At 66.1% G+C, this 18694-nt stretch carries 16 protein-coding genes; 11 read left to right on the plus strand and 5 right to left on the minus strand.

What is annotated here, in order from left to right; translation table 11 throughout:
• Positions 1–121 precede the first annotated feature (121 nt).
• Positions 122–1108 carry a LacI family DNA-binding transcriptional regulator gene (locus tag IWX78_RS07280; protein ID WP_196832868.1) on the plus strand — a complete coding sequence of 329 codons (987 nt, stop codon included), beginning with the start codon at positions 122–124 and terminating at the stop codon, positions 1106–1108.
• A 148-nt stretch (positions 1109–1256) separates the two neighbouring features.
• On the opposite strand, the gene IWX78_RS07285 is transcribed toward IWX78_RS07280, so the two are convergent.
• The gene (locus IWX78_RS07285) at positions 1257–1853 is read right to left on the minus strand and encodes a hypothetical protein (protein ID WP_196832869.1); all 597 of its coding nucleotides are present in this window, start codon (positions 1851–1853) and stop codon (positions 1257–1259) included.
• Positions 1854–2021: 168 nt separating this feature from the next.
• Here IWX78_RS07285 and IWX78_RS07290 point away from each other — a divergent pair, with 168 nt between their 5' ends.
• Positions 2022–2921 (plus strand): SMP-30/gluconolactonase/LRE family protein, encoded by a 900-nt coding sequence (locus IWX78_RS07290; RefSeq protein ID WP_196832870.1) that lies wholly within the window; start codon positions 2022–2024, stop codon positions 2919–2921.
• A 113-nt stretch (positions 2922–3034) separates the two neighbouring features.
• Here the strand turns inward: IWX78_RS07290 and IWX78_RS07295 are convergent, their stop codons facing one another.
• Together IWX78_RS07295 and IWX78_RS07300 are read right to left on the minus strand one after the other, a co-directional pair.
• Positions 3035–3397 (minus strand): DUF202 domain-containing protein, encoded by a 363-nt coding sequence (locus tag IWX78_RS07295; RefSeq protein WP_196832871.1) that lies wholly within the window; start codon positions 3395–3397, stop codon positions 3035–3037.
• Positions 3394–3753 carry a YidH family protein gene (locus IWX78_RS07300; protein ID WP_196832872.1) on the minus strand — a complete coding sequence of 120 codons (360 nt, stop codon included), beginning with the start codon at positions 3751–3753 and terminating at the stop codon, positions 3394–3396. The genes IWX78_RS07295 and IWX78_RS07300 overlap by 4 nt, the downstream gene beginning before the upstream one ends.
• Positions 3754–4024: 271 nt before the next feature.
• Between IWX78_RS07300 and IWX78_RS07305 the strand changes: the two genes are divergently transcribed.
• From IWX78_RS07305 to IWX78_RS07340, 8 genes are all read left to right on the plus strand, one after another.
• Entirely contained in the window at positions 4025–5248 is a 1224-nt protein-coding gene (locus IWX78_RS07305) for an ROK family transcriptional regulator (protein ID WP_196832873.1), read from the plus strand.
• Between the two features lie 43 nt (positions 5249–5291).
• On the plus strand, positions 5292–6113 hold the full coding sequence (locus IWX78_RS07310; RefSeq protein WP_334684619.1) for an ABC transporter permease: 822 nt from the start codon (positions 5292–5294) through the stop codon (positions 6111–6113).
• The gene (locus IWX78_RS07315; protein WP_196832874.1) at positions 6110–6949 is read left to right on the plus strand and encodes an ABC transporter ATP-binding protein; all 840 of its coding nucleotides are present in this window, start codon (positions 6110–6112) and stop codon (positions 6947–6949) included. The genes IWX78_RS07310 and IWX78_RS07315 overlap by 4 nt, the downstream gene beginning before the upstream one ends.
• Positions 6950–6964: 15 nt before the next feature.
• On the plus strand, positions 6965–7984 hold the full coding sequence (locus IWX78_RS07320; RefSeq protein WP_196832875.1) for an aliphatic sulfonate ABC transporter substrate-binding protein: 1020 nt from the start codon (positions 6965–6967) through the stop codon (positions 7982–7984).
• The gene (locus IWX78_RS07325; RefSeq protein WP_442929222.1) at positions 7985–9481 is read left to right on the plus strand and encodes a sulfatase-like hydrolase/transferase; all 1497 of its coding nucleotides are present in this window, start codon (positions 7985–7987) and stop codon (positions 9479–9481) included.
• Positions 9482–9524: 43 nt separating this feature from the next.
• Positions 9525–10964: a sulfatase family protein gene (locus IWX78_RS07330; RefSeq protein ID WP_196832877.1), complete on the plus strand. Its 1440-nt coding sequence runs from the start codon at positions 9525–9527 to the stop codon at positions 10962–10964.
• Between the two features lie 12 nt (positions 10965–10976).
• On the plus strand, positions 10977–11981 hold the full coding sequence (locus IWX78_RS07335) for a formylglycine-generating enzyme family protein (RefSeq protein ID WP_334684620.1): 1005 nt from the start codon (positions 10977–10979) through the stop codon (positions 11979–11981).
• 79 nt (positions 11982–12060) lie between these two features.
• Complete coding sequence (locus IWX78_RS07340; RefSeq protein ID WP_196832878.1) at positions 12061–13761, plus strand: BCCT family transporter; 1701 nt, start codon at positions 12061–12063, stop codon at positions 13759–13761.
• 138 nt (positions 13762–13899) lie between these two features.
• Here IWX78_RS07340 and IWX78_RS07345 read toward each other — a convergent pair whose 3' ends face one another.
• Positions 13900–14928: an acetylxylan esterase gene (locus tag IWX78_RS07345; protein WP_196832879.1), complete on the minus strand. Its 1029-nt coding sequence runs from the start codon at positions 14926–14928 to the stop codon at positions 13900–13902.
• 36 nt (positions 14929–14964) lie between these two features.
• Entirely contained in the window at positions 14965–16008 is a 1044-nt protein-coding gene (locus tag IWX78_RS07350; RefSeq protein ID WP_196832880.1) for a LacI family DNA-binding transcriptional regulator, read from the minus strand.
• A gap of 277 nt (positions 16009–16285) precedes the next feature.
• Between IWX78_RS07350 and IWX78_RS07355 the strand changes: the two genes are divergently transcribed.
• Positions 16286–18646: a beta-glucosidase family protein gene (locus IWX78_RS07355; RefSeq protein WP_196832881.1), complete on the plus strand. Its 2361-nt coding sequence runs from the start codon at positions 16286–16288 to the stop codon at positions 18644–18646.
• Positions 18647–18694 lie beyond the last annotated feature (48 nt).

The following is an 18694-nucleotide window of genomic DNA, read 5'->3' on the forward strand; positions in this document are numbered from 1 at the left end:
AGCTCCAGATGGGCGCAACTGCAAATGCTGTTCATGCCGACCGCTCGACCCTTGCTCTGAGATTTGCGCGCTGCGCTCGCGTGCACGAAACTGATGAAACGTTTCCAGAGAAAGGTGACGCATGTCGACGATCAAGGATGTCGCCGAGCGCGCCGGGGTCTCTCTTGGCACCGCCTCTCGCGTGCTCAGCGGTGGACATAACACATCGCCCAAGGCGCGTTCCCTCGTTCACGCGGCCGCCGCCGAGCTGAACTACATTGCCAACGGTCCGGCGCGATCGTTGCGCAGCGCCCGCACCAACGTGCTCGGATTGCTGGTCTCAGACATCCGAAACCCGTTCTTCTCCGAACTCGCCCGTGCCGCCGAGCGCGAAGCGATGCGCCTCGGCTACACGGTGCTCCTCGCCAACGCAAACGAAGACGAGACCCAGGCCGACGAGTACCTGCGCATCTTTGCCTCCCAGCGCATCGACGGACTGCTGCTGTCACCGCAGGGACCGGTCTCGCCCCAATTGACGTCTTTGCTCGGCTCCGGCCTGCCGGTCGTTCTGCTGAACCGGTTGGTCGACGGTCTCGACGCGCCATACTTTGCGACAGACAACAGCCAGGGCATCGGCCTGGTCCTCGACTGGCTGCAAACCCGTGGGCACACCGACGTTGCCTTCGTCGGAGGACCGACCACGATTTCGACGGGTGCTGAGCGACTGGCGGCGTATCTTGCAGGCCGTTCGTCTCACGGCATCAACGCCGATGATGCTTTCATCGATGCCGGTGACTTCCTCGCCGAAGGAGCCGAGCGCGCCATGCTGCGCATCCTCGATCGAGGGGTGCATCCGACGGTGGTATTCGGCGCGAACGGGCCGACCACCGTTGGGGCGATGCGCGCCCTGCGTCACCGTCTTGGCGCCTCGGCGGCATCCGCTATCGAGGTCGTGTCATTCGATGATCTCGAGTGGTTCGAATTCGTGACACCGCCGATCAGCGCGGTGCGGCACGACGCTGCAGCCATCGGCAGAGCAGGCGTCGTCGGCCTGCTGGAGCTCATTGCCGGCGGGACTGTCGCATCGCAGCGAATCCCCACCACGTTCATCGACCGCTCAGGAAGCTGACGTCTGGAAGCCAGACACGGCGACGATTCCGGCGTCCGCCGCGTAGGTCTCTCGCCGATACGTGTTACATACGACAAAAACGGTCGCTACTCCTCGCGGATAGCGACCGTTTTTGTCGTTCGCAGCTGCGTGCCGCGCCATCCGTCGGTCAGGGCGCGAGTGGAGGTGTCGTCGCGTGCCGTCGAGCAGTCGATGAGCCCGGCTCGGCGGTCGGGTGACCGGGCGCCGCACGCAACGGGATCGCGCAGGCCCAGGCCTGAACGGTGAGCAATGAGAAGAACAGGACGGCGACCCACATGCCGCGCGCAGTGACCGGGATGCCCGCGATCGCCGCTGCGACGGCACCCAACGGCACAATCGACAGCGCGAACACACCGCAGACGATGCGCGCCCAGCGTCGGCTCCCGGCCAGGGCATACCCACCGGCCAGACCGAGGAGCGGCACGGCGATCGCACCGCTGCCCAGGCCAGTCGTGAGCAGGGTCGGCAGCTGGCCCGGCAAGGACAGCGTCGCCACCGGAAAGAGAAGAGGCGCAAGAATCAGAGCTCGAGCAGGGCGACCGGATCGACGTCGCACTTCGGCCCACCCGAGGAGCCCGCCAGCCACCAGCCCTGGCAACAGGATGCCGACGAACGTCTCGAGCCATGCCACCTGCGTCTCAGATCCGGCAAGCTCGACCATGAATGCGCGCAGGCTTGCCGCCCACGCCAGCCCGCCGACGGCTCCGATCAGGATCGGGTTCATGGCGTCATTGCTCCAGCCGGGAGGACGCCGCCTAAGGCAACCATGAGGCTTCTCCCTTCTCTGACCGCTTCGCTCAACCAGAGTGCCCCTGGTGTGAGCCGCTGGCAACCGGTAAGACACAGAAAACTCCGCCAGCTACGTCGGGCCCGGGGTTGCTAGCGTGAAGCCATGACGGATGCCACGCACGCCACCCCCGCAGACAGTTCCGGCCTGATCGCCGGCGATCTCGAGAAGCTCTGGACCGGAGGCGAATGGCTCGAGGGCCCGGTCTGGGTCCCCGCCACGCAGTCGGTGTGGTTCAGCGACATCCCGAACAACCGCATCCTCGCGTTCGACCGCACGAGCGGCGAGACGCAGGTACACCGCAACGCCGTCGAGTACACGAACGGTCGCACTCTCGATCTCGGCGGGCAGGTCGTTCAGTGCAGCCACGGCCGCCGGGCGGTCGAGCGCGAGGTCGGCGGTCAGGTCGAGGTGCTCATCGACAGCTGGAACGGCCACCGGTTCAACTCGCCGAACGACGTGGTCGTGGCATCCGATGGGGCGATCTGGTTCACCGACCCGCCCTACGGAATCCAGGAGAGCGGTCGTGAGGGTCACCCCGGCGAGCAAGAATACGGCGGATGCTTCGTCTTCCGTTTCGATCCGGCATCCGGGGAGCTCGCCGCGGTGATCACCGAGCTGGTGCACCCGAACGGGCTGGCGTTGTCGCCCGATGAGCGGCTGCTGTATGTGACCGACACCGGTCGCACGGGCGACGAGGGGTACATCTGCGTTTATGACGTCGCGGGTGGACTCATCGCGGGGGAGGGGCGCGTGTTTGCGACCCCGCCGGGCACGACGGACGGGCTGCGCGTCGACACGGCCGGTCGCGTCTGGACGTCGGCGGGCTCTGCGGTGCAGGTTCTCAGTGCGGACGGTGAGCTGCTGCTCGAGATTCCGGTGCCGGAGGTGGTGTCGAACGTGTGCTTCGGCGGGCCCGATGGCACCGAGTTGTATCTCACGGCATCGGCGAGCCTGTACCGGATCCGCACGACGGTGACGCAGGCCGGGCGGCCGGTGCGCTGAGGCCCGCGCGGCGCGTCGGGCGCATCCGTGCTGCACCTTTACGTCGATGCTGCAGTTGCAACTGCAGCATCGACACGAAAGTGCAGCACGGGCGCTAGCGCGGGCGCCTGCGCTCAGACAATCGCACCCGACCCGAACACGACGAAGAGAATCGCCAGCACGCCGAGGCATCCGGTCGCCACTGCGACCAGTGCAAGAGGCCCGGCGCCGACCGACGAGAGGGTCTGCGTCGACCGCAGTGAGGCGTTGATTCGCCGGTAGCGAAGCCGGATCGCAACAGAGGCGACGGCAACGGCAGCGAGTCCGGCGAACGAGATGGCGACACCCGCGAGCCCGAGGTGTGGCGCCGTGAGCCGCGCAGACAGCGCGCAGCCGAGACCGAGCGCGAGCAACGTCCGCTGCCAGGCCAGGTGGGTGCGCTCAGGCTGCAGCCCCTCGTCGAACAGCTCCGACGAGCTCGAATCCGGCGACCTCACACCAGCAGTCCGATGCCGACGAGCAGGCCGCCCACAATGACTCCGGCGGCCAGGATGCCCGAAAATCCGGGCCCGGGGAGCGGGTTGCTCTCGCGCAGGGCCCGCTCGATTCGAACCCAGCTCACCCACGCATGCGCTGGAGCGAGAACGCCGAGTGCGAGGAACAGAAACGCTGATACCAGGCGGAGCGTGGGTTCGATCGGCAGCGGAAGGGCCTCGAGCGCGACCCCGGCAGCGATCAGCGCAAGCGAGGTCCGGATCCAGGCGAGAAAGGTCCGCTCGTTCGCCAGGGTGAAGCGAGCATCCGGCTCCTGACCGTGCCCGAACACCGCTGCGGGGAATCGTGTTTTGGGCATGAGGTCCTCTCTCGCGTGCGTCAATCGCGCCTCAGACTATGCCTGAATCAAGCAACGCGAACGGCGGCAGCCGATGACGGATGCTGCAGCCACCGAACACGAACCGCCCTGTCCACCGGCATCCGTCGACAGGCATCCCCCGGCGATCCGCGAAAAACCGGGCGTCTCGCATTTCTGTAACCATCCGGACATTTTTTGAGCCGAATTATGTCGGACTGTTGACGGAATAAATAGGGCTACCTATCGTTGCCATGTGTTCAAGCCCGCTGGAGTGCATACACTCATTCGCCAGACTCACGAAGACCGCATTCTGCGGGTGCTTCGGGAGCATGGTGCGCTGACCCGAGGCGAGATCGCCAGCCGCGTCGGTCTCTCGCGCACGACCCTCTCCGAGATCACGAACGTTCTGCTCGAGCGCGGGGCGATCACGATCGCCAGCACCGACGGCGACGTCCGCGCCGGTCGTGGCCGTCCGGCTGAACGCCTCGCGCTCGACCCCGGCGCCGGGCAGTTCATGGGCGTCGATTTCGGCCACCGCCGCGTGCGCGTTGCCGTCTCAGACGCAGCGCACGACATCATCGCTTCCGGCGCCGAGTTCTACGACGCCGACTCGAGCTGGCCCGACCGTATCGCCAGCTGCTTCCGGCTGATCGACCGCGTGGGTACCGAGTCCGGAACCCACTACGGCGCTCTCCAGGGCATCGGCATCGGCTTCCCCGGTCCGTTCTCCCCCCGAATGCCGAAGTCCTCGGTCACCCCGGGGGGCGTCCCGCAGCGCCCCGCCGGAGATCTCGTCTACAGTTCGTTCGTCGACCGCTTCGACGTCTCCGTCATCATCGACAACAACACCCGCTTCGCCGGACTCGCCGAGGCGATCTGGGGCAGCGGTGCCGGCGCGCAGGACCTCCTCTACGTTCGACTCTCCGACGGTATCGGCGGCGGACTCGTCGTCGGCGGCCATCTCGTCACCGGAGCATCCGGTTTCGCGGGTGAACTCGGGCACGTCTCCGTCAGTCCCAACGGCATCCAGTGCCGCTGCGGTAAACGCGGCTGCCTCGAGACGATCGCCTCAGTGCCCGCCATCTTCGGTAGCTGCACCGCCAAGGGGGTGCCCATCAGCTCGTTCGACGACCTCCGCGCAGCCGTCGCGAAGGGTGACCCGATCGTCACCGGGGTGCTCCGCGATGTGGGGGATGCCCTCGGTCGCGTCCTCGGCACGGTTGCCGTTGCCATCAACCCCGGCGAGATCGTCATCGGCGGCGAGGTCGTGCAGATCGCCGAGGTGATCTTCGAGCAGGCGGTCGCGACCATTGCGTACGAACTGCTCCCCGTGCCCGAAGCCGCCCCACACATCCGCCTCGCCCAACTCGGCGACGATGACGGCGCCCTCGGCGCGATCGCCGCCCTGTTCCACCAGTCGCCCCTGCTCGCCAGCTATCCCGAAACAACACAGCCCGAGCCTCAGCACAGCCCCATGCAAAGGAGCATTTCATGACCATCAGCACCCCAGGGCGCGCGCCTCACCGGGAGGGCAGCTCATGACCGCCACCCAGGCGATCGCAACGAGCGGGCTCCCCGGCGCCCCCGCCAAAAAGATGCCCAAAGCCGGAGTGAAGAATCGCAAACTGCTCCTCACCCTGAACGTCGTCAGCGTGGTCGCCGGCATCCTGCTCTGGTGGGCTCTCTCGCTTGCAGGATTCCGGCTGCCGACCCCGGTCGCGGTCGTCGAACGGGCGGGCGAGCTGATCGCGAGCGGCACCCTGCTCACCGACATCTCAGCCAGCCTCACCCGCGTGCTCATCGGTTTCGCCCTCGGCACCCTCGTGGCTATCCCGGTCGGGTTCCTCATGGGCTGGTACACCGTCGCCCGCGGGATCATCGAACCGTGGGTGCAGTTCTTCCGTACCATTCCACCGCTGGCGATCATCCCACTCGCCATCGTGCTCATGGGTATCGGTGAAGAGCCGAAGATCTTCGTGATCTTCCTCGCCGCGTTCTTCGCCTGCGTGATCTCGACCTTCCAGGGCGTCGTGAACGTCGACCGCACCCTCATCAACGCTGCCCGGGTACTCGGCAGCAAAGACGGCGGCATCTTCATCCGGGTCGTGGTACCCGCTTCGACGCCGTTCATCCTCGTGGGTATGCGCGTCGGGCTCGGAGCATCCTGGTCCACCCTCGTCGCCGCTGAACTCATCGCAGCCCAGCAGGGCCTCGGTTTCCGGATGCAGCAGGCCCAGATCTACTACGACCTGCCCACGATCTTCGTCGGACTCATCACGATCGGCATCCTCGGTCTGCTGATGGACCGCATACTCCTCTTCGCCGAACGCAAACTGACCGGATGGCAGGAACGCCGATGACCGCTTCGCCTCTGGTGACCCCCCGGGGAACCGACCCCGCCCGCATCTCGGTTCAGGGCGTCACCAAGACCTTCGACCTCAGCGGTGACGAGTTCATCGCACTCGACAACGTGTCGCTCGACGTCGCAGACAACGAGTTCGTCACCGTCGTCGGACCCTCCGGCTGCGGCAAGAGCACCCTCATGAATATCCTGGCCGGACTCGACGACCCGACCAGCGGCCAGGCGCTCGTCAACGGCAAGGCCGTCTCAGGCCCGGGCCCGGAGCGTGGCGTGATCTTTCAGCAGTACGCCCTGTTCCCGTGGCTGTCCGTGCGCAAGAACGTCGAGTTCGGCCTCAAGACAGCCGGACTCGGAGCCAAAGAGCGACGGGAGAAGGCCGAGCACTTCATCGAGATGGTCGGGCTCAGCCAGTTCGCCGACGCTCTGCCGAAGATGCTCTCCGGCGGAATGAAACAGCGCTGCGCCATCGCACGCGCCTATGCCGTCGACCCGACCATCCTGCTCATGGACGAACCGTTCGGCGCGCTGGATGCCCTCACCCGCGTGAAACTGCAGGAACAGCTGCTCGACACCTGGAGTCAGGAGAAACGCACTGTCGTCTTCATCACCCACGACGTCGACGAGGCGGTCTTCCTCGCCAACCGCGTCGTCGTGATGGCGGCCCGTCCCGGCCGCATCTTCGACGTCATCGACGTCGACCTTCCCTACCCCCGCACCGAAGACATGCGGCTGAGCCCCGAATTCACGGCTCTCCGCAACCGGGTGTGGCACTCGGTCTACCACCAGAACACCGGCACAGCAGCCGAATCGACGCCGTCAACCCAGACGGCCTGACACCAAGGAAAACTCATGACACACGCACGCACAAAACGGGGCATCGTCGCCGCCGTCGCAGCAGTCGCACTAGCCCTCACCGGCTGCGCGTCCAACTCCGGAGGAGGTGGCGGCGACGACGCCGCCGCTCCCGAAGAGCTCACCCCGGTCAACTTCGGCTACATCGCCGACTTCAATGGCGCCAGCCTCCTGGCCATCGCTGAAGACCAGGGCCTGTGGGAGAAGAATGGCATCGACGTGACCACCAGCGTCTTCACCAACGGACCCCTGCAGATCCAGGCGCTCGGAACCGGCGACCTCGACTTCGGCTACATCGGCCCCGGTGCCATGTGGCTGCCGGCATCCGGCCAGGCCAAGATCGTCTCCATCAACACTCTGGGCAGTGCTGACCGTGTCATCGCCCAGGCCGGCATCGAATCGCTCGAGGACCTCAAGGGCAAGAAGGTCGCTGTGCCCGAGGGGACCTCCGGCGACATGATCCTCAACCTCGCGCTCGAATCCGTCGGTCTCTCCATCGACGACGTCGAGAAGGTGGCCATGGACCCGTCGACGGTCGTCGCGGCGTTCGCGTCGAAGCAGGTGGATGCCGCCGGCATCTGGTACCCGCTGATCGGCACGATCGAGGAGCAGGTTCCTGACCTGAACATCCTCGCCGAGAACGACGACTTCTCCGACACGGTGTCGTTCCCGACCGCATTCGTCTCGGGCCCCGACTTCGTCGAGGAGAACGAAGAGACCGTCACCCAGGTGCTTGCCGCCCTGCGTGAGGCCATCGACTACCGGGCCGAGAACATGGACGAGACCATCGCGCTCACCGCCGCCATGCTGCAGATCGACGAGGAGAAGGTCGCAGCGGATGCCGAGAACGTCAAGATCATGACCACCGCCGAGCTCGATGAACTCACCGAAGACGGGTCAGTCGTCGGCTGGCTCGAGGGTATGAACGACTACTTCGTCTCAGCAGGCAAGCTGCCAGAACCGGTCGACCCGTCGACGTACTACACCGGAGACCTCTTCACAGGAGCAGGCAACTAAGTGTCACAGGCCAGGAACATCCTCTTTCTCATGACCGACCAGCACCGGGTCGACACCCTCGGTGCCTACGGCAACTCGCTGGCTGAAACGCCGGTTCTCGATGAGCTGGCTCGCACGGGCACGCGCTTTGACCGGTGGTACACACCCACCGCGATCTGCACGCCCGCCCGTGCGAGCCTGCTCACCGGGCAGGCTCCCTTCCGCCACAAGCTGCTCGCCAACCACGAGCGCAATGTGGGTTACCTGGAGGACCTGCCTGACGGGCAGTACACCTTTTCGAAGGCTCTGCGCGAGAACGGCTACAACTGCGGGCTCATCGGCAAATGGCACGCGGGTAACGAGAAGACCGCTGCTGACTACGGGTTCGACGGGCCGGATCTGCCCGGCTGGCACAACCCGGTGGAGAACGAGGATTACCTGGCCTACCTGACCGAGAACGGCCTCCCGCCGTACGAGATCAGTGACCAGATTCGTGGCACGCTGCCGAACGGCGGGCCGGGTAACCTGCTCGCCGCTCGGCTGCATCAGCCCGTTGAGGCGACATTCGAGTACTACCTCGCCACCCGCACCATCGAGATGCTCGAGCGCTACGCCGCCGATTCGAACACCGACGGCACTCCGTTCTTTCTCGCGCTCCACTTCTTCGGCCCTCACCTGCCCTACGTCGTGCCGAACGAGTACTTCGACAAGTTCGACCCGGCAGACATCGAAATGCCCAAGTCGATCGCCGAGACGTTCCAGGGCAAACCGCCCGTGCAGCAGAACTACAGCGACCACTGGGCGTTCGACACGATGCCGATCGAAACGAGCCGCAAGCTCATTGCGATCTACTGGGGTTACGTCACCCTCATCGACGAGCAGATCGGCCGCGTGATGGCTGCCATGGACCGGCTCGGCCTCAGCGACGACACCGCCGTCTTCTTCAGCTGCGATCACGGCGAGTTCACCGGCTCCCACCGCCTGCACGACAAGGGGCCGGCGATGTACGAAGACATCTACAGGACCCCGGGCATCGTACGGATCCCCGGTGCACCCGAAGGACAGGTACGCGACGAGTTCGTGAGCCTGCTCGACTGCACCGCCACTTTCCTCGAGATCGCCGGCATCGACCCGTCGCCCGCCGTCGATTCGCGCAGTCTCGTCCCGCTGGTCGCCGGGAAGCATCCCGACTGGGCAGAAGACATCGTCTGTGAGTACCACGGGCACCACTTCCCGATCGCCCAGAGGATGCTCCGCAACGATCGCTACAAACTGGTCGTCAACCCGGAGTCGGTCAACGAGCTCTACGACCTGCACCGAGACCCGGACGAACTCAACAACGTGTTTCCGCTCCCGGACATGGCCGAGGTTCGTGAGTCGATGATGCAGCGGCTCTACGACCTGTTGCGCGAACGCGGAGACAAGTTCTACCACTGGATGACCACCATGTACGACGTCGGCGGGGTCGGCTACGACCCGTCGCTCAGCGGGTTCGACGACGCGTCGTACCAGAAGTGATGCGGACGCCAACGGCATCCGTTCGAGTTTCGAAGCGAGAATCATGACCACCGCCCCCAGACGACCGAACATCGTGCTGATCCTCACGGACGACCACGCGTCGCACGCGATCAGCGCCTACGGTTCGGTCGTGAACAGTACGCCGCGCATCGACGAGATCGCCGCGGCGGGTGTGCGGATCGACAACTGCTTCTGCACCAACGCTCTGTGCACCCCCTCACGCGCTGCGATCCTCACCGGAACCCACAGCCATGTCAATGAGGTCACCACCCTCGACACCCCGATCGACGCCAGTCAGCCCACCTTCGTCTCGTTGCTCAAGAACGCGGGCTACCGCACCGGCATTGTCGGCAAGTGGCACATGGGCGAGGGGGAGGGGCACGACCCGGAGGGCTTCGACTACTGGGCGGTCCTGCGAGAGCAGGGCGAGTACTTCGACCCGCAGATCCTCACTGAAGACGGGGTGCGGATCGAGCCTGGCTATGCCACCGACATCATCACCGACCTGTCCATCGGCTGGGTCGACTCGCTCGAGGGCGACGAACCCTGGTGTCTGCTCATCCATCACAAGGCTCCGCACCGCTCGTGGGAGCCGGATGATAAGCACAAGGGCATGTATGCCGACGAGAGAATACCGGTGCCGAGCACGTTCGACGATGACTACTCCACCCGCTCGATGGCTGCACGTCACGCGACGATGCGGGTCGCCGACTACCTCGACCTCGCCGATCTGAAGGTGGCACCGCCCTCCGATCTCACTCCGGACGAACTGGCGCTCTGGAAGTACCAGCGCTACATGGAGGACTACCTGGCATGCGTGGCATCCGTCGACGACAACGTCGGGCGCGTGATCGACTGGCTCCGCGCCAGGGGTGACTTCGACGACACGATGCTCATGTACACGTCTGACCAGGGCTTCTTCCTTGGTGATCACGGCTGGTTCGACAAGCGCTTCATGTATGAAGAGTCGATCCGGATGCCGCTCGTTGTCAGCTACCCCAACGCGATCGCGCCGTCGGAGCCGCTCGAGCACCTGGTGACCAACGTCGACTTCGCCCGCACCATCCTCGACGCCGTCGGAGTCGGGCCGCACGAACGGATGCAGGGGGTCAGCTTCTGGCCGCAGCTCACCGGGTCGGATGAACCGACACAGGATGCCATCTACTACCGCTACTACGAGAACGACGACCAGCATCACCACGCGCTGGCCCACTACGGTATCCGCACCGAGCGCTACAAGCTCATCTACTTCTACAACGACGGGATGGGTCTGCCCGGTTCGTCGGATCACGTGTACCCGCCGGAGTGGGAGATGTACGACCTGGTCGAAGACCCCGAAGAGCTGACGAACGTCTACCACTCGGGCAGCTACGCTGACATCCGCGACGATTTGAAGGTGCGGCTGTGGGCGCTTCAGGCAGACCTCGGCGACCGGCCGCACCCGTCACAACCGGTTCCGGCCGGTGCGGTCGCTGTTCGCTAAGGGGTCGGGGAGATGACCATGTCCGTCGTGACCGACGTCGAGATGATCCGGGTTCCCGGTGGGGCGTTCGGCATGGGTTCTGAGGCGTTCTACCCGGAAGAGCAGCCCGTACACCGGGCCCAGGTTGCCGCATTCGACCTTGATCGGCATCCGGTGACGAACCAGCAGTTCGCCGCCTTCGTCGACGCGACCGGATACGTCACCGTTGCGGAGCGCGCGCTCACTGCCGCCGAGTATCCGCAACTCAGCGAGGCCGACCGCGCCGCGGGAAGCCTCGCTTTCCGGGCGACGGCCGGGCCGGTGGACCTGCGCGACTGGCGCGCGTGGTGGACCTGGCAGACCGGCGCGAGCTGGCGGCATCCGTCCGGACCTGACTCTGACCTGGCTGGACGCGACGACCATCCGGTCGTGCAGGTGTGCTTCACCGATGCTTCTGCATATGCAGAGTGGGCCGGCAAGAGACTCCCGACCGAAGTGGAATGGGAGCGGGCTGCCCGATGCGGGATCGACGGCCGCGACTACGCCTGGGGCGACGAACTCTCGCCAGCCGGGGAGCTGTTCGCCAATACCTGGCAGGGTTCATTCCCGTACCGGAATACGGGAGCGCGGGGGTGGGTCGGCACCTCGCCGGTCGGGGTTTTCGCCGCCAACGGTTTCGGACTCGTCGACATGATCGGCAACGTGTGGGAGTGGACCAGTTCGGTGTTCACCCCAGACCACCGTGCGCGCCGCGCCGCAACCACGAACCTGCTCGGGCCGGCGGTCGAGGTGCGCGCTGATTCGACTACGGGCGGGTGCGGCGACGGATGTCAGTGCGGCCCGTCGGCATCTCGCACGGGCACTCCGGATGCGGGCAGTGGCGCTGCGCCGAATCCAGCGGTCAGCCGCGTGACGAAGGGCGGATCGCACCTGTGCGCACCCGAGTACTGCCAGCGCTATCGGCCGGCGGCTCGGTCGCCCCAGACCGAGGACTCGGCGACGACCCACATCGGGTTCCGCTGCGCGCGGAGCCTGTAGGGGCAGGCCGCGCGAGCGCTGCCGACGAAACGCGCGGATACCCCTCGTCGCTCGTGCGCAAAAGCGTATGCTGAGCGGCATGTCGACCCCTGTGAGCACAACGACTGCCCCGGGCGCGAAGGTCCCAGACATCGCACGATGGGTGTTCTGGCCCGCTGCGATCATCGTCGCGGTCTTCGTCGCGTTCGCGATCCTTCTCCCGGATGCCGCTGAGTCGCTCTTCGCCGGCATCCAAGCGAGCATCGTCAGCAACTTCAACTGGTACTACGTACTCATCGCCGCCTTCTTCGTCGCGTTCAGCCTGTGGATGGGGTTCAGTCGGTACGGCGACATCAAGCTCGGCAAAGACGACGATGAACCCGAGTTCTCCGTCGGTTCCTGGTTCGCGCTGCTCTTCGCTGCAGGGATGGGCATCGGCCTCGTCTTCTTCGGTGTTGGCGAACCACTCAGCCACTTCGCCAATCCCCGGCCGGGTGTCGAGGGCACGCCGACCGAGCTCGCCCAGCAGGCACTGTCGCAGACCTACCTGCACTGGGGCGTGCACGCATGGGCGATCTACGTCGTGATCGGACTCGCGCTCGCCTACGCCATCCACCGTCGCGGCAGACCGGTGTCGATCCGCTGGACGCTCGAACCGCTCCTCGGAAAACGGGTGCACGGGGGCTGGGGCAACCTGATCGATGTCGTCGCCCTGGTCGGCACCCTCTTCGGCGTTGCCACCTCGCTCGGTCTGGGGGTCGTGCAGATCAGCGCCGGCCTCGAAAGCATCGGTCTCCTCACGGCATCCGACTTCGCGAACGTCGTGCTCATTCTCGTCATCACTGTTGCCGTGCTGTTCTCCGTGCTGTCCGGCGTGACCAAGGGCATGAAGTGGTTGTCGAACATCAACCTGATCATCGCCGGTCTCATCGTCGTGTTCATTCTCGTCGTCGGCCCGACCCAGTTCCTGCTGCGTGACTTCGTTCAGTCGATCGGCACCTACCTGCAGGACTTCGTCGGCTTGTCTTTCCGAGTCGGCGCGTTCACCGGAGCAGAGGGTGAAGCGTGGCAGGCGGCATGGACCACGTTCTACTGGGGCTGGTGGATCTCGTGGGCGCCGTTCGTCGGCATCTTCATCGCCCGGATCTCACGCGGCCGCACTGTCCGGCAGTTCGTCATGGGTGTCCTGCTCGTGCCGACGCTGATCACGTTCCTCTGGTTCAGTGTTCTCGGGGGGACCGCACTGTATTCCGAACTGAACGGCCCCGGCGGTCTCGTCGGCGAGGACGGCACGGTCGTCGTCGAATCCGCCCTGTTCCGGATGCTCGACCAGCTCCCCGCAGGAACGGCGCTGACCATCGGCGCGATCATCCTCATCGCGGTGTTCTTCGTGACCTCAGCGGACTCCGGGTCGCTCGTGATGAGCATGATCGCCAGCGGCGGACAGGTCGAGCCGAAACGCTGGATCCGCGCGTTCTTCACCGGGGTGACGGCAGCGCTGGCGATCTCGCTGCTGCTGGCCGGTGGCCTCCAGGCACTGCAGACGGCCGCGATCATCATCGCGTTGCCGTTCAGCGTCATCATGCTGCTCATCTGCTGGGCGACCGCGATCGCATTCGGCCGGGAGCGGCGAGCATACGAACGGGCCAGGCGTGCAGCATTCGTCGACCGGATCGGCGACCATTACGGGCTCGAGGTGGATGGCCCGGACGAGGTAACGGATGCCGGTCGCCGGACGATCTTCGGACGGCGACGGCCGAAGTCCGGGTCGCCGAGCGAGCCGCCGACCGAGGTGTTCTAGCCGCGCGGGAAATCGCGTGAGCGCTGCAGCTCCAGTCGAGTGCTGCTGGTCCGGTCGGGACGGGTGCTGCACTTGTGTGGCGATGCGGCAGTTGCAACTGCAGCATCGACACACAACTGCAGCACAGGCGGCTTCGCGCTACGACGCCGGAGCAGACACGCCCAGCGCCGGGGCGGCCAGCCCCAGCCCACGCAACCAGTCCAGCTGCCGCCGGGTGTTCACGGCATCCCCACCCTCGTGGTGGTTGAACGGGTACAACTCCATCTGCCGTTCCGGCGGCACCGCTGCACGCTCGCCATACGCGTTGAACGCCGCGAACACCGTCGACGGCGGACACACGGTGTCACGCAACCCGGTCGCGAAATGCACCGGCGCGCGTCCCCGCCGTGCGAACGCGACCCCGTCGACATACGACAGCGTGCGCATCACCGCGGCCTCGGCATTGCGGAACACCGACAGGTACTGCACGAGTTCATCCCATGGCGCGGCTTCAGTGATCCTCAACGCCCGCTCCGGATGGCACAGGAACGGGGCACTCGTCAGGCACGCGACCACATCAGGCACGAGTCCGGCTGCTGCGAGCGAGAGCAGCCCACCCTGGCTGTTCCCCGCCACGATCACCGTGGCCGCATCCGTGCCGGGAAGCGCACGGGCCGCATCGACGCCGCGCGCGGCATCCGTGATCAGGCGACGGTAATAGTGCTCCGAATGCGAAAGCACTCCACGCGTCACGACCCCCGGCGCCGACGGAGGGGCCGGCCACGAATCGGGTGTGTCCCCACCGGAGCCGTACTGCCCGCCCTGGCCGCGACTGTCGACAAGCAGGTGGGCATAGCCCGCAGACACCCACAGCAACCGCTCGTGCGGCAGACCTCGCCCGCGCCCATAGCCGAGGTACTCGACCACGACCGGAAGCTCCACCGACGCATCGACGCCCGCCGGCCGCGAGAACCACGCCGCCACCGGGTCACCGCCGAAGCCAGCGAACCGCACGTCCCAGCAGTCGACCGCGGCGAGTCCGTTGTCGTACGCCTCGACGGAGATGAGAACCGGATGCTGCCTGGCGGCATCCAGAGTCTCCCGCCAGCGCTCGTCGAAGTCGTCGGGTTCCACCTCGGCCGACCGGTAGGTCCACAGTTGCTCGACCGGAAAATCGAAGTGCGCCATTGCGTTCCTTGCTGGTGTTGAGGGGACGGACCGCGGTCAGGCCGGAGCCGGGCCTGTGCTCTCGCGCACAACGAGCTGCGTCGCCAGCTCGATGCTCCTCGGGTTCGGATCGGTGCCGCGAGCGATACCGAGCAGCATGCGCGCGGCCGTGTCAGCCATCTCGAGGAGCGGCTGATTCACCGTGGTCAACGACGGACCGACCCAGGCCGCGAGCGGCAGATCGTCGTAACCGACGACGGAGAGATCCCGTGGAACGTCGATGCCCTGCTCACGCGCAGCGCGCAACACCCCGAGCGCCTGCATGTCTGAGCCGGCGAAGATCGCCGTCGGGCGGTTCGCGCGGGTGAGAAGTTCGAGTCCGTGCCGATAACCGCCGTCGACCGTGAAGTTGCCCCAGCGGATGGCATCCTCCATCGGCTCGAGCCCCGCCTCGGCGTGCGCCGCCCGGTAGCCGTCGACCCGGGCTCGGGAGCAGAGCACATCGCCGGGGCCGGAGATGACGGCGACCCGGCGGTGTCCGAGCGAGATCAGGTGGCGTGTTGCCGACAGTCCACCGTTCCAGTTGTTCGACCCGACCGCGGGGGCGCCGACCGTGGTCTCACCGTTGGTGTCGAGCACGACGTAGGGAATCGACCGGGTGTCGAGCTGGCGTCGTTGCTCCGCCGAGAGCATCGAGAGAACAAGGATGATGCCGTGCGGGCGCCGCGAGATCACCTCGTCCATCCAGCGCTGGTCGGGGGTGTGGCTGCCGCCGAGATCGGAGAGCACGACGCCGAGTCCGTTGCGGCGAGCGGCCTGTTCGACGCCGCGGATGATCTCGATCGACCAGGCGGAGTCGAGCTCGTGAAAGACGAGCTCGATCAGCGGGGCGGCGCTGGTGCCGGTCTGTCGCGCATTGCGCTGGTAGTTGTGCTCCTGCAGCGCCCGCTCGATCTTGAGCCTCGTGGCCGGCGCGACATCGGAGCGACCGTTGAGCACTTTGGACACCGATGGCACCGAAACGCCGATGGATGCCGCGATCGCTGAGATCGTCATGCGACCGGTTGCGGCGTCGCCCAGAGGCGCTGTTTCGGTAGACATCGAATCCCTTGTCATTGTTTTTTCGCAACTTCTTGGGCAACCGTAGCACCTCCGAAATGTTCGCAACATCCTCCGCCGGGGGGAGTTTGCCCCGAAATCACGCGGGTGTGCCGGTCATCGAGAATTTGTTGCTTGACACATCGACCTCAGTTGCTAGTCTGACCACACACGCATTCGCAAGAAGTTGCGAAAACTGCGTAACGACTACATCGCCGTGGTACCCGAATGACATCCTGTCTTCGCGTCCGTTTTGGCAACCGGTTGACGAAGGGGTCACATGTCACTCAACATCCGTTCGGGCGACGTCGAGGTCTGGCGTGATGAGTCTGCGTCACCCGCAGACCGCGCCGCCGATCTCGTATCGAGGATGACTCTCGAAGAGAAGGCGGCCCAGCTCGTCGGCGTCTGGGTCGGTGCAGACGCCTCCGGTGGAGGAGTCGCCCCGCTCCAGCAGGATCTCGCCGCAGACCCGATCGACTGGGAAGCCGTCACGCGCCATGGCCTCGGCCAGCTGACCCGCCCGTACGGGACCGCGCCCATCGATCCGGTCGTCGCCGCCCGTTCTCTCGCCATCTCGCAGGAGCACATCGTCGGTCAGAGCCGCTTCGGCATCCCGGCGCTCGTGCACGAGGAATGCCTGGCCGGTTTCGCCGCATGGCAAGCGACTGCCTATCCGATTCCGTTGGCCTGGGGCGCCACCTTCAACCCGGCCCTGATCGAGCGGATGTCGAACACCATCGGACACACGATGCGCGCCGCCGGCATCCACCAGGGCCTCGCCCCTGTGCTCGACGTGGCCCGCGACTACCGCTGGGGTCGCACCGAAGAGACCATCTCCGAAGACCCGCACCTTGTCGGGGCGATCGGATCCGCCTACGTGAAGGGCCTCGAGAACTCCGGCGTCATCGCCACCCTCAAACATTTCGCCGGTTACTCGGCCAGCCGAGCCGGCCGCAACCTCGCCCCGGTCTCGATGGGCCCGCGCGAGTTCGCCGACGTCATCCTCCCCCCGTTCGAAGCCGCGCTCCGTCACGGCGGAGCCCGCTCGGTCATGCACTCGTACACCGAGATCGATGGCGTGCCATCTGCCGCAGACAAGAAGCTCCTCACCGGTATCCTCCGCGACCGTCTCGGCTTCGATGGGACCGTCGTCGCCGATTACTTCGGCATCCGTTTCCTCGAGCGCCTCCACCGTGTGGCCGCAGACGGGACGGCGGCAGCAGGTCTCGCCCTCGACGCGGGCGTCGATGTCGAACTGCCCACCGTCGACACCTTCGGCGCCCCGCTGCTCGCCGGAGTCGCCGGCGGCCGCATCGATGAAAAGCTCGTCGACCGCGCCGCCCTCCGCGTGCTCACCCAGAAGATCTCGATCGGGCTGCTCGACGACAGCTGGAGCTCGCTCCCCGCGAACGTCGACTCGCTCGACCTCGACACCGCAGAAGGGCAGGAGCTGGCCGCGCAGATCGCCCGCGAATCCCTCATCCTGCTTTCCAACCCGAAACGGATGCTGCCGATCGCCCCCGCGACGACGATCGCGGTCGTCGGCCCACTCGCCGCCGACCCGATGGCGATGCTCGGCTGCTACTCGTTCCCCGCTCACGTCGGCAGCAAGCATCCTGAGGTCGCTCTCGGCATCGACATCCCCACGGTCGTCGACGCGATGGGCACCACCTTCGCCTCGATCACGCATGCGCAGGGCTGCACGGTCGACGGCCCCGAGATCGATGAAATCGCGGACGCGGTCGCGGCCGCCAGGGACGCCGAGGTCTGCGTCGTCGTGCTCGGCGACCGCGCCGGGTTGTTCGGCCGCGGAACCTCCGGCGAAGGCTGCGACGCCGCCGACCTCCGGCTTCCCGGCGTTCAGGCCGATCTGCTCTCCGCACTCCTCGACTCGGGTACCCCCGTCGTCGTCGTGCTCCTCGCCGGGCGTCCCTATGCGCTCGGCGACGCCGTCACCCGCGCCGCCGCGATCGTGCAGGGCTTCTTTCCCGGCCAGCGCGGCGCATCCGCGATCACCGATCTCCTCTCCGGTGAGTTCTCGCCGTCCGGGCGGCTGCCGGTCAGCATCCCGCGTGAAGCAGGGTCGCAGCCCGGCACCTACCTCACCGTTCCGCTCGGCGCGAAGTCGGGTGTCTCCAACCTCGACCCCAGTCCGGCGTTCCCGTTCGGGCACGGCATCGGTTACTCGAGCTTCGAGTGGAGTGACGTCGGAGAACGCTCCGGCCGCACCGAATGGGATGCCGACGGTGAGGTCACCGTCGAAGTCACCGTCACGAACACCGGGGACATGCGTGCGGCGGATGTCGTCGAGCTGTACCTCCACGATCCGGTCGCCCAGGTCACCCGACCGATTCAACGGCTGATCGGATTCGCACGGGTGGAACTCGACCCGAACGAATCCGCGAACGTCGCGATCACGGCATCCGCTGATCTGACCGCATTCACCGGACTCGACGGCACGCTGATCGTCGAACCGGGCGCCGTCGAACTCCGTGTCGCCCGCTCGAGCGGCGACATCCACACAACGATCGAACTCGACCTCGTCGGGCCTCTGCGCGAGGTCGGACCGGATCGGGTGCTCACCAGTGTCAACATCGTCACGCCAGTGGCGCTACCGGAACTCGAGGTCGTGCGATGAGCCTGCAACAGGGAACGATGACGACCGGCGGGGGCGCGACCGGTCCGG

It is taken from the genome of Mycetocola sp. CAN_C7 (assembly GCF_015752285.1).
In the GTDB taxonomy this organism is placed as follows: domain Bacteria; phylum Actinomycetota; class Actinomycetes; order Actinomycetales; family Microbacteriaceae; genus Mycetocola_A.